This is a genomic window from Streptomyces sp. NPDC031497 (assembly GCF_055580905.1).
Window position 1 is genome coordinate 89927 of the sequence record NZ_JBVIKO010000033.1, and the last position, 11324, is coordinate 101250.

At 70.3% G+C, this 11324-nt stretch carries 12 protein-coding genes and 1 tRNA gene; 3 read left to right on the top strand and 10 right to left on the bottom strand.

Annotation, left to right across the window (positions count from 1 at the left end):
- Positions 1 to 83: 83 nt before the first annotated feature.
- The 7 genes from rplJ to ACZ5K7_RS42470 form a co-directional block, all read right to left on the bottom strand.
- On the bottom strand, positions 84 to 614 hold the full coding sequence (gene rplJ, locus ACZ5K7_RS42440; protein WP_351693785.1) for a 50S ribosomal protein L10: 531 nt from the start codon (positions 612 to 614) through the stop codon (positions 84 to 86).
- A gap of 294 nt (positions 615 to 908) precedes the next feature.
- A complete protein-coding gene (locus ACZ5K7_RS42445; RefSeq protein ID WP_468922726.1) occupies positions 909 to 1766 on the bottom strand; it encodes an SCO4651 family lipoprotein in 858 nt (285 codons plus the stop codon).
- A 567-nt stretch (positions 1767 to 2333) separates the two neighbouring features.
- Positions 2334 to 3059, bottom strand: coding sequence for a 50S ribosomal protein L1 (gene rplA, locus ACZ5K7_RS42450; protein ID WP_351693791.1), 726 nt, complete (start codon positions 3057 to 3059; stop codon positions 2334 to 2336).
- 81 nt (positions 3060 to 3140) lie between these two features.
- Positions 3141 to 3575, bottom strand: a complete 435-nt coding sequence (gene rplK, locus ACZ5K7_RS42455) for a 50S ribosomal protein L11 (protein WP_037858373.1) — start codon at positions 3573 to 3575, stop codon at positions 3141 to 3143.
- Between the two features lie 235 nt (positions 3576 to 3810).
- Positions 3811 to 4716, bottom strand: coding sequence for a transcription termination/antitermination protein NusG (gene nusG, locus ACZ5K7_RS42460; RefSeq protein WP_468922731.1), 906 nt, complete (start codon positions 4714 to 4716; stop codon positions 3811 to 3813).
- Between the two features lie 80 nt (positions 4717 to 4796).
- Positions 4797 to 5084: a preprotein translocase subunit SecE gene (secE, locus tag ACZ5K7_RS42465; RefSeq protein ID WP_351693798.1), complete on the bottom strand. Its 288-nt coding sequence runs from the start codon at positions 5082 to 5084 to the stop codon at positions 4797 to 4799.
- A 108-nt stretch (positions 5085 to 5192) separates the two neighbouring features.
- Positions 5193 to 5265: transfer RNA gene (locus ACZ5K7_RS42470), tRNA-Trp, on the bottom strand.
- 262 nt (positions 5266 to 5527) lie between these two features.
- On the opposite strand from ACZ5K7_RS42470, the gene ACZ5K7_RS42475 reads away from it, so the two are divergent.
- Both ACZ5K7_RS42475 and ACZ5K7_RS42480 read left to right on the top strand, forming a co-directional pair.
- A complete protein-coding gene (locus ACZ5K7_RS42475; RefSeq protein ID WP_351693801.1) occupies positions 5528 to 6754 on the top strand; it encodes a pyridoxal phosphate-dependent aminotransferase in 1227 nt (408 codons plus the stop codon).
- Positions 6755 to 6897: 143 nt separating this feature from the next.
- On the top strand, positions 6898 to 7938 hold the full coding sequence (locus tag ACZ5K7_RS42480; protein ID WP_468922736.1) for an adenosine deaminase: 1041 nt from the start codon (positions 6898 to 6900) through the stop codon (positions 7936 to 7938).
- 12 nt (positions 7939 to 7950) lie between these two features.
- Here ACZ5K7_RS42480 and ACZ5K7_RS42485 read toward each other — a convergent pair whose 3' ends face one another.
- Complete coding sequence (locus ACZ5K7_RS42485) at positions 7951 to 8619, bottom strand: hypothetical protein (protein WP_468922739.1); 669 nt, start codon at positions 8617 to 8619, stop codon at positions 7951 to 7953.
- Positions 8620 to 8637: 18 nt separating this feature from the next.
- Positions 8638 to 9261 carry a TetR/AcrR family transcriptional regulator gene (locus ACZ5K7_RS42490; RefSeq protein ID WP_468922742.1) on the bottom strand — a complete coding sequence of 208 codons (624 nt, stop codon included), beginning with the start codon at positions 9259 to 9261 and terminating at the stop codon, positions 8638 to 8640.
- Between the two features lie 160 nt (positions 9262 to 9421).
- Here ACZ5K7_RS42490 and ACZ5K7_RS42495 point away from each other — a divergent pair, with 160 nt between their 5' ends.
- Positions 9422 to 10051 (top strand): NAD(P)-dependent oxidoreductase, encoded by a 630-nt coding sequence (locus ACZ5K7_RS42495; protein WP_351693813.1) that lies wholly within the window; start codon positions 9422 to 9424, stop codon positions 10049 to 10051.
- Between the two features lie 48 nt (positions 10052 to 10099).
- On the opposite strand, the gene ACZ5K7_RS42500 is transcribed toward ACZ5K7_RS42495, so the two are convergent.
- Positions 10100 to 11155, bottom strand: a complete 1056-nt coding sequence (locus tag ACZ5K7_RS42500; protein ID WP_351693815.1) for a UDP-N-acetylmuramate dehydrogenase — start codon at positions 11153 to 11155, stop codon at positions 10100 to 10102.
- Between the last annotated feature and the right edge of the window lie 169 nt (positions 11156 to 11324).

Here is an 11324-nt window from a genome sequence, read left to right on the forward strand (position 1 = left end):
TGTCTGGCGGGCGTACGTTCGGCCCGCTAACGACCTCTGCCTCGGGCGGGGAGCCTCAGGCGGCGGTCATTTCGGGAGCCGAATTACTCGGCACCGCCCTGCTCGTCCTGCTTGGCACGGAGCGCGTCCACGGTGCGGACGAGCTTCGAGGGAAGCGCCTGGAAGAGCTGAGCAGCCTGCGTCTGCTTGCCCTTCATGGCGCCCGCCAGCTTGGCGAGCAGAACCTCGCGGGACTCGAGGTCCGCAAGCTTCTTGATCTCGTCGGCGGACAGCGCCTTGCCGTCAAGGACACCGCCCTTGATGACGAGGTTCGGGTTGTCCTTGGCGAAGTCACGAAGACCCTTCGCCGACTCCACCGGGTCACCGGTGACGAAGGCGACCGCCGTCGGACCGTTGAACAGGTCGTCGAGCGTCGAGATCCCGGCCTCGTTGGCCGCAATCTTGGTCAGCGTGTTCTTCACCACGGCGTACTGGGCGTTCTCACCGAGCGAACGACGCAGCGTCTTGAGCTGCGCCACGGTGAGACCCCGGTACTCGGTCAGCACGGCGGCGTTCGAGCTGCGGAACTGCTCCGTCAGCTCGGCTACCGCGGCAGCCTTGTCGGGCCTTGCCATAGAGCGTCGGCCTCCTTCCGGGTGATGAGGACCGCTCAGAAGGGGCTGAGAAAACGAAACGCCCCGGCGCAGGCGCACGGGGCGTAGCTCGACCGAACACACACACGCGAGCGTGTGTCCCGGGAGCACTTCCACAGTCACCTGCGCGGGTCGTCCGCGGTTCAGCGGATCCTTCGGTCACCGCACACTCTGACGAGCACACGGCAACGACCAGCGGTCTTTGGCTTCGTTAGGAGCGTACGGGACCGGTGCGCTGTCAAGCAAATCCGGCCCTGCGACGCTGCCGTGCGGGGCTCAGGAGACGGTGCCGCCCTGTTTCTTCAGCAGCGTCCTGAAGTCCTCGGTGTCGGCGGCCGGGGGCCGCTCGGCGGTGACCTTCACGCCGTAGTCGCTGTAGTAGGCGGTCTGGGTCATCGCGCCGTTCGGCGTGGCGGCCTTCTCGATCTTCTTGACCAGCAGGTCCTTGTCGTCGACCCAGATGTCGACGGTCTCGGTGCCGACGCCGGCCTGGGTGAGCTGGTCGCGCAGCTCGCTCTCGCCGCTCAGTTCGGAGACGCTCACCGTGCCCGAGTAGTGGGTGGTGTGCACGCCGGAGACCTGCTCCTCGCCCGTCCTGCGCACGTCCCCGGAGGCGAGCAGCAGCCGTACCGACTGGTTGGGCGTGGTGTTGCGCATCAGGTCGGTCATCATGGCGCCCGAGCCGCCGCCCAGGGTGGCGAGGTAGTCGTACGGGTACTTGATCCAGTGCTTGCCGCTCAGCTGCCGGGCGAAGGCGGGGCCGACCTTGGCGTAGTAGGCGTCCCGGAGGTACCGGGTCTCCAGGGACGTGGAGTCGAGCCGGCGCATCAGGTCGGCGGTGCTGCCGCCGGTGTAGGTGATGGTGAGCGTGCCGGTGAGGCCGTCCGTCCAGGCGAGGGTGCCCTCGGCCTTGGTGGATATCAGGGAGCCCAGCGCGGTGGTGGAGCGGACCCGCACCGACCGGGCGCGGTGCGTGGACCGCTCGGCGGAGCGGAGGGCAGTCAAGGCGCGGGCCTGGTGGGCGGTGCCGTCCTCGGCATCCGGGGCTGCCGAGGAGGTACAGGCGGCCACTCCGGTCAGCGCGGTAGCCACCGCGAACGCCAGGACCACCCGGCGCACACTCGACCTCTTCATCTCGCCCCACCCCCATACGAGTCCCGCACCCCCGACGCTAACCCAGTCCACTCACAGCCACGGCCGAAGCCCACCTGGGGCCGGACCGGCACACGCGGAAAACGGGGCGGGTTCCGCGGCCTTAGACCGAGCGGGCCCGCGGATGAAGAGCGGGCAGATCCCGCGACCGAAGCCCGGACGGGCCCCGCGACCGAAGACCGGACGGGTCCCGCGCCCGAGGACCGGGCAGACCCCGCGACCGAAGCCCGGACGGCCCCCGCGACCGAAGACCGGGCAGACCGCACGCCCGAAAGCCCGGCAGACCTGCGGCCGAAAACCGGACGGGCCCCACGGACGAACACCGCGCAGACCGCACGCCCGAAAGCCCGGCAGACCTGCGGCCGAAAACCGAGCAGGCCCCACGGACGAGCACCGAGCAGACCCCACGCCCGCAAGCGCGGCGGGCCCGCGGCCGAAAACGGGACGGGCCCGCCGGAAAACGGGACGGGCCCCGCAACCCTCTCGGGTTGCGGGGCCCGTCCTGTTGGCGACGCGTCCCTGACGCGGCTGCCGGACCGAGCGCGGGGCTCAGACGGCGGCCGGGTCCTCCTCGGTGAGGAGGTTGCGGGTGCGGTTCGAGTCGACCGGGATGCCGGGGCCCATCGTGGTGCTGATGGCGGCCTTCTTGATGTAGCGACCCTTGGCGGCGGACGGCTTCAGACGGAGGATCTCCTCCAGCGCGGCGCCGTAGTTCTCCACCAGCTTGTCGTCGTCGAAGGACGTCTTGCCGATGATGAAGTGCAGGTTCGAGTGCTTGTCGACGCGGAACTCGATCTTGCCGCCCTTGATGTCGTTGACAGCCTTGGCGGTGTCCGGCGTGACGGTGCCGGTCTTCGGGTTCGGCATCAGACCACGCGGGCCGAGGACGCGGCCGAGGCGGCCGACCTTGCCCATGAGGTCCGGGGTGGCGACGACGGCGTCGAAGTCCAGACGGCCCTTCGCCACCTCGTCGATCAGTTCGTCGGCGCCGACGATGTCGGCACCCGCGGCACGCGCGGCCTCGGCACGGTCACCGGTCGCGAAGACCAGGACCCGGGCGGTCTTACCGGTGCCGTGCGGGAGGTTCACGGTGCCACGGACCATCTGGTCGGCCTTGCGCGGGTCGACACCCAGACGGAAGGCGACCTCGACAGTGCCGTCGAACTTGGTCGTGGAGGTCTCCTTGGCGAGACGGACGGCCTCGAGCGGGGCGTACAGCTTCTCCCGGTCGATCTTCTCGTCCGCAGCGCGAAGGGCCTTGCTGCGCTTGCTCACAACTTGCTCCTGTGGGTTCTGAAGGAGTCGTGGTGTACGGGCCGAGCAGGCCCTACCACGGTGGTTCTACGAAGGTGGGGGTCAGCCCTCGACCGTGATGCCCATGGAACGGGCGGTGCCGGCGATGATCTTCGACGCGGCGTCCAGGTCGTTGGCGTTGAGGTCGGGCAGCTTGGTCTGGGCGATCTCGCGGACCTGCGCCTCGGTGATCTTGGCGACCTTGGTCTTGTGCGGCTCGCCGGAGCCCTTCTCGACACCAGCGGCCTTGAGGATCATCTTCGCGGCCGGCGGGGTCTTGGTGACGAAGGTGAAGGAACGGTCCTCGTAGACCGTGATCTCCACCGGGATGACCCAACCGCGCTGCGACTCGGTCGCGGCGTTGTAGGCCTTGCAGAACTCCATGATGTTGACGCCGTGCTGACCGAGCGCGGGGCCGACCGGCGGAGCCGGGTTCGCCGCACCGGCGTTGATCTGGAGCTTGATGAGCCCCGTGACCTTCTTCTTCTTGGGAGGCATAGCTCTCCGGGTCCTTTCATTTCGGGTCCTGCCTGCGCGAGGGGACCAACCCGAACGCAGGCATACCGCACAACGATAGCGGGTATAGATGCGCGGCCAAAAACGAAGCAGGTCAGATGGCCCGCTTGGGGCCGATCTGACCTGACTTATCCAGGGGCGCGGGGCTGCATCGATATGCGGCTCCGCCGCGCGGGCGCGAACAGGCCCCACGCACCTGCGACCGAAGAACTACCGACTAGTTCTTCTGGATCTGGTCGAACGACAGCTCAACCGGCGTCTCACGCCCGAAGATCTCCACCAGACCCTTGACCTTCTTCGAGTCGGGGTTGATCTCGTTGATCGTCGCCTGCAGCGTGGCGAACGGACCGTCGGTCACCGTCACCGAGTCGCCCACCTCGAAGTCCAGTACCTGGACCTCGACCTTGCGCTGCGGCGCCGGCTTGCCCTCGGCCTCCGCCGCCTCGCGCGCCGCCTTCTCCTCGGCCTCCGGCGCGAGCATCTTGACGATCTCGTCCAGGGTCAGCGGGTAGGGGTCGTAGGCGTTGCCGACGAAGCCGGTGACACCCGGGGTGTTACGGACGACACCCCAGGACTCGTTCGTGAGGTCCATGCGGACGAGCACGTAACCGGGCAGCTTGTTCTGCTTGATGGTCTTGCGGTCGCCGTTCTTGATCTGGACGACCTCTTCCTGCGGCACCTCGGCCTGGAAGATGTAGTCCTCGACGTTCAGCGAGACGGCGCGCTGCTCCAGGTTGGTCTTCACGCGGTTCTCGTAGCCGGCGTAGGTGTGGATGACGTACCACTCACCCGGCAGCAGCCGCAGTTCCTCGCGGAGCGCCTGGACGGGGTCGACCGGCTCGGCCGGCTCTTCCTCGGCGGCGTCAGCGGCCTCTTCGACCTCGTCGGCGTCTTCCTCGGCAGACTCGACGACCCCGGCAGCCTCATCGGCGTCTTCCGCGTCGACGTCCTCGTCCTCGACGTGGACCGCGGTCTCCTCGGCCGGCTCCCCCAGTGCGGCCTCGGCAGCCTCGAACTCGTCCTGCTCGTCCGCGCCCTCGACGATGTCGAGCTCGTCGTCGACCGTCTCGGCCGCCTGCCCGCGGGGCTCGGTGGCGTCGTCGTTCAGGTTCGGGTCAGACACGATGGCTGCTTCTTCCTGGATACATAGGGGTGGAACATGCGAAAAGGGGCGCCGGTACCACGGCGCCCTTCGCTCTGTGCTCAGCCGAAGACGTACTTGGCAGCGTGGTTGAGTCCATAGTCAATCACGGTCACCAGAGCGATCATGATGGCGACGAAGAAGATCACCACGGTGGTGTACGACGTCAGCTGGTTACGAGTCGGCCAGACGACCTTGCGGAGCTCCGCGATGATCTGGCGGTAGAAGGTGGCAAGGCGCTTCAGCGGGCCCTTCTTGGCACGCTTACCGCCCTTGCGGGCCTTCTTCTTGGACTCCGACAACTCGTCCTGGGCATCAGGCGTATCGATGGAGCCCACGGCGTCCGTCATTCATCCTCACCTGATCCCGGGTCGTGGCCGTGCCGCGCCCGGTTCCTGAGCCGCACGGCGGTGCAATGCTTGTACGTACATGCGCACACATCCTGGCGGTGTGTGTAGCAGGGCCGGAGGGACTTGAACCCCCAACCGCCGGTTTTGGAGACCGGTGCTCTACCAATTGAGCTACGACCCTTTGCTGTGTCCCCCAACGTACCGCATCCGGCCGAGTGCTCGGAGTGCACCCGCTCGGTCGCGCCTGCTGAAGGCCAACGAGGAGAGAGTGTACGTGGTCCGCGGCGCCGCGTCGAACAGAAAGTGGCAGTCCGGGGCGACCGTACGGAAGATCGTCCTGGCCGGGGACCGGATCCGCACGCTTGTTCACGGTCTGGCCCGTGGTTGTTCAGTCTGTGAAACCGGCGTGCCAGGCAGGTTTCCGGTCTGAAACGATGGGCCCCATGAGCGCTGCAACCCCTCCCACCGAGCGCCGGGTCTCCGCCCGAGTCGGCGCGATCTCCGAGTCCGCCACCCTCGCCGTGGATGCCAAGGCCAAGGCCCTGAAGGCCGCCGGGCGCCCGGTGATCGGCTTCGGCGCCGGTGAGCCCGACTTCCCGACCCCGGACTACATCGTCGACGCCGCGATCGAGGCCTGCAAGAACCCGAAGTACCACCGGTACACGCCGGCCGGCGGTCTGCCCGAGCTGAAGGCCGCGATCGCCGCGAAGACGCTGCGCGACTCCGGCTACGAGGTGGACGCGAGCCAGGTCCTCGTCACCAACGGCGGCAAGCAGGCGATCTACGAAGCCTTCGCCGCGATCCTGGACCCGGGCGACGAGGTCATCGTCCCCGCCCCGTACTGGACGACGTACCCGGAGTCGATCCGTCTCGCCGGCGGTGTCCCGGTGGAGGTCGTCGCGGACGAGACGACCGGCTACCGCGTCTCCGTGGAGCAGCTGGAGGCGGCGCGCACGGAGCGGACCAAGGTCGTGCTCTTCGTCTCTCCGTCCAACCCGACCGGCGCGGTCTACAGCGAGGCCGAGACCGAGGCGATCGGTCGCTGGGCCGTCGAGCACGGCCTGTGGGTGCTGACCGACGAGATCTACGAACACCTCGTCTACGGCGACGCGAAGTTCACCTCGCTGCCGGCGATCCTGCCCGAGCTGCGCGACAAGTGCGTCGTCGTCAACGGTGTCGCCAAGACGTACGCGATGACGGGCTGGCGGGTCGGCTGGGTCATCGGCCCCAAGGACGTCGTCAAGGCGGCCACGAACCTCCAGTCGCACGCCACCTCGAACGTCTCCAACGTGGCGCAGGTCGCCGCCCTGGCCGCCGTCTCCGGCGACCTGGAGGCCGTGGCGAAGATGCGCGAGGCCTTCGACCGGCGCCGCAGGACCATCGTGCGGATGCTCAACGAGATCGACGGCGTGGTCTGCCCGGAGCCCGAGGGCGCCTTCTACGTGTACCCGTCGGTCAAGGCGCTGCTCGGCAAGGAGATCCGCGGCAAGCGCCCGGCCTCCTCGGTGGAGCTGGCCGGGCTGATCCTGGAGGAGGCCGAGGTCGCGGTCGTACCCGGCGAGGCCTTCGGCACGCCCGGCTACCTGCGGCTGTCGTACGCGCTCGGTGACGAGGACCTGGCCGAGGGCGTGAGCCGGATGCAGAAGCTGCTGGCCGAGGCGCAGGACTGACGCAGGACCGCCCCCTTTTCCGCGCTCCACGCGCGCGTGCGGGCCGTTTCCCTCCGGGGAGGCGGCCCGTTCACGTGTGCGAGCAAGGCCACTAAAGGGGAATCGGCTACCCGTACGGCGGCCGCGTGCGGCAGGATCCTGGAATGGAGCACGTACGTGATGTCTCTGAGCTGCCGAAGGCTCATCTGCATCTGCACTTCACCGGTTCGATGCGGCCGGCGACCGTCCTGGAGCTGGCCGACAAACACGGCGTACGCCTCCCCGAGGCGCTCACCGACGCCCTGACCAGTGGCGAACCACCGAGACTACGGGCCACCGACGAACGCGGCTGGTTCCGTTTCCAGCGGCTGTACGACGCCGCGCGCTCCTGTCTGAGAGAGCCCGAGGACATCCGGCGCCTGGTCCGGGAGGCCGCCGAGGAGGACATCAAGGACGGCTCGGGCTGGCTGGAGATCCAGGTGGACCCGACGTCGTACGCACCGCGCCTGGGCGGGCTGATCCCGGCGCTGGAGATCATCCTGGACGCGGTGGAGACGACGTCCAGGGAGACGGGCCTCGGCATGCGCATCCTGGTGGCCGCGAACCGTATGAAGCACCCTCTCGACGCGCGCACGCTCGCGCGGCTGGCCGTGCGGTACGCGGACCGGGGTGTGGTCGGCTTCGGGCTCTCGAACGACGAGCGGCGGGGCATGGCGCGGGACTTCGACCGGGCGTTCCACATCGCCCGCGAGGGCGGCCTGCTGGCGGCTCCGCACGGCGGCGAGCTGACCGGGCCGGCGTCGGTGCGGGACTGCCTGGACGATCTGCACGCCTCCCGGATCGGGCACGGCGTGCGGGCGGCGGAGGACCCGAGGCTGCTCAAGCGCCTGTCGGACCGGGGCATCACCTGCGAGGTGTGCCCGGCCTCCAACGTGGCGCTGGGCGTCTACGAGAAGCCCGAGGACGTTCCGCTGCGGACCCTCTTCGAGGCGGGCGTCCCGATGGCGCTCGGCGCCGACGACCCACTCCTGTTCGGCTCCCGCCTGGCCGCGCAGTACGACATCGCGCGCGTGCACAACGGTTTCACGGACGCCGAACTCGCGGAGCTGGCCCGGCAGTCGGTACGGGGTTCGGCGGCACCGGAGGACGTGAAGGCGAAACTGCTGGCGGGCGTCGACGAGTGGCTCACGGCGCCGGTGTCCTGATCGGGGTCTTCGTCAGGGCCTTCGGAAGTGGGTGTACGGCGGGTACGCCTTGAAGCAGACCAGGACCTCGACGGGGTGCCCGCCGCCGGGCGGCTGCCGCAGCCCCCACAGCCCCGACAGCAGTGCCGAGTGTCCCTCGGCCACCCGCTTCTGCCGGGGCCCCCAGCCGGCCGCGTAGGCCAGGGACATGGCGGTCTCGGCGAAGGCGTCCCGGCCGCCGAAGAGGAAGAAGGTGTTCGCGTGGGTGGTGTGCCGTAGCTCGTCCCGGCGGTCGTGGTAACGCCACCGCGCGCGCCAGGCGGCGGCGTCCCGCGCGGTGCGCGCCTCGTCGGTGCGGACGGTGAGCGGGCTGCCGCCCTGCCGCAGCCGCCGGCGCAGCTGGGGCCACTGCGAGGCGCGCAGGCCCAGCGAGCCGTGGGCCAGGACGAGGTCGACGAGCGGTCCCTGCCCCTCGTCGGGCGGCACCCCGTCCCGCAGCGGCACATGGACGATCGTGTGCGGTGAGTGGGCGGCGAACGAGAACAGCCCGGCGAGCCGGTTGAGCCCGTCGTGGTCGCCCATGAGTGTGCCAATGGGCGCGGGCCTGCGCAGGGAGGTGTGGCGCAGGGGTTGCCGGGGCTGGACGACGCGGTGCTCGTGCGGACCGGTGCGGGGCCGGAACTCGCGGAGTCTCAGCCGCATACGGAGTGCCTCATGGCATCAGGGTCGCGGGCGGCCGGGTTCCTCGGCAACGGAGATTCCGGCGAGCAGGGTGCGGACGAGCCGGGCGGCGAACGTGTCCACCGGCGGGCGCCGGCCGGTCGGGGTCGCCTCGAAGGCGAAGACGCGCTGGACGCAGGCGCCGAGCAGCAGGGAGGCGGCGGCGAAGGTGTCGGCGCCCTGGCGGATCCGGCCGGCGGCCTGTTCGGCGCGCAGATAGGCGTCGAGGGCCTCGATCGGCATGTGCGGGCCGGCGCCGATCGTCCGCAACTGCTCGTCGAGCCGGTGTTTGAGCTGCTTCTCGGCGTAGAGGGAGGCGGCGATCGGGAAGCTCTCCTCGTAGAAGAGGGCGGCCTGGCGTGCGATGTGGGTGAGGTTCTCCTCCAGGGAGCCCCGGCCGGGTTCGTGGGAGAGCTCGCCGAGCAGCGGGATCAGCCGGGGCAGCCGCTCGGACAGGACGTGCACGAACAGCTCTTCCTTGCTGGGGAAGTACTTGTAGAGCGCCGCCTCGGAGCAGCCGGCCGCCCTGGCGATCTCCTTGGTGGTGGCGCGGGCGAGCCCAGCGGTGCGCATCAGCTCGTGAGCGGCGTCGAGGATGCGGGCGCGGGCCGGTTTCTGCTGCATGACGCCCAAGGATCACATGTCCTTTCCTGCCGGTGCGACGGATGTCCCGAAGAGCCTTGACGGGTGGGTGAGTGCTTACCCACTCTAGAGACCGGTAGGGGTGAGTGAATACTCACCCACCCCTGGGCGCACGAGCACGCATGAGCACACGGGAGCAGTCATGAACCTCACCGTCTTCGGTGCGACCGGCGGGATCGGCCGGGAGATAGTCCGTCAGGCGCTGGCGTCCGGTCACCGGGTCACGGCGGTCGTCCGGGACCCCGCCAGGCTGGCCGTGACCGGCCCCGGCCTGGAGGTGGTCCGCGCGGACGTCACCGACCCCGAGGCGGTCCGCCCCGCGGTCGCCGGCCGGGACGCGGTCCTCTCCGGCCTGGGTCCGCGCGGCCGGGGGGACGCCGGGGTCGCCGCCCGCCTGACCCGCACGGTCCTGGCGGCGATGGAGACCGAGGGGGTACGGCGCCTCGTGGTGGTCAGCGCGGCCCCGGTGGGCCCGGAACCGGACGACGGCCTCCTGGACCGCACCGCGCGCGGTCTGGTCGGCAAGGTCCTCAAGCCGGTCTACGACGACCTGCGCGCGATGGAGGCGGAGCTGTCCGGCAGCGGCACCGACTGGACGTCGGTCCGCCCGCCCCGCCTCCAGGACAAGCCCCTCACCGGCACCTACCGCACGGTGATCGGCGGCTTTCCCCCGAAGGGCCGCTTCATCGCGCGGGCGGACGTGGCCCACGCCATGCTGTCGATGATCGAGGACGCGGGGACGGTGAAACAGGGGGTGGGGGTGGCGTACTGACGGGGCCCGCAAGGGCGGGCGCCGTGCCGCCCAGGGCCGGTACGGGCGCTACAGGCTCACGCCCACGGTCACCGGCTCGTTGACGAGCGTCACACCGAACGCCTCGTGGACACCGGCGACGACTTCGCGCGCCAGCGCCAGCAGGTCCTCGGTCGTGGCCCCGCCCCGGTTGGTCAGCGCCAGCGTGTGCTTGGTGGAGATCCGGGCCGGGCCGCTGCCGTACCCCTTGGCGAACCCGGCCCTGTCGATCAGCCAGGCCGCCGAGGTCTTGGTGCGCCCCTGGCCTGCCGGGTAGGCGGGCGGCTCGGCCTCGTCCCCGAGCCGCTCACGCACGCGCGCGTGGAAGTCGGCGAGTTGCTCGTCCGTGAGGATCGGGTTGGTGAAGAAGGACCCCGCCGACCAGGTGTCGTGGTCCTCGGGGTCGAGCACCATGCCCTTCCCGGCGCGCAGTTCGAGCACGGTCTCGCGTACGCGGGCCAGCGGCGCCCGGTCCCCCTGCGCCACTCCGAGCGCCCGCGCGGTCTCCGCGTACCGCACCGGCGCCGACAGCCCGGCCGCGTCCTCCAGCCCGAAGCGCACGCGCAGGACGACGTAGCGCTCGGGGTCGGCCTTGAACCGGCTGTGCCGGTACGCGAACGCGCACTCCTCGTTGGCCAGCGTCACCGTCTCGCCGGCCCGCCGGTCGTAGGCGATGACCTCGGTGATGGTCGAGGAGACCTCCTGGCCGTACGCCCCGACGTTCTGGATCGGCGTGGCGCCCGCGGACCCCGGGATTCCGGCGAGGCACTCGATGCCCGCGAGGCCCGCCTCGACGGTACGGGCGACCGCGTCGGTCCAGACCTCGCCGGCCGCCAGCTCCAGCGTCGTGCCGCGTGCTTCGAAGCCGGTGGTGGCGATGCGCAGGGCGGTGCCGTCGAAGCCCTTGTCGCCGATGACCAGGTTCGAGCCGCCGCCGATGACCAGCAGGGGGGTGCCGCTGTCGTCGGCCTCGCGGACGGCGGCGATCACCTCGGCGTCGGTGGTCGCGGTGACCAGCCGGGTGGCGGGGCCGCCGAGCCGGAAGGTGGTGAGGGGGGCGAGGGGGGCGTCGTGGAGTTCCTGCACGCGCCCAAGACTACGAGACGCCTCCGACACTCCCTCCGTCACGCGTCGCACGCGCGCGGGGGGGGGGGGGGGCGGGGGGGGGGGAGGGGGGGGGGGGGGGGAGGGGGGGGGGGATAGGGTGGGGGTGGTGGGGAGAGGGGTTTGTAGGGGGGGGGGGTATGAGGTGGGG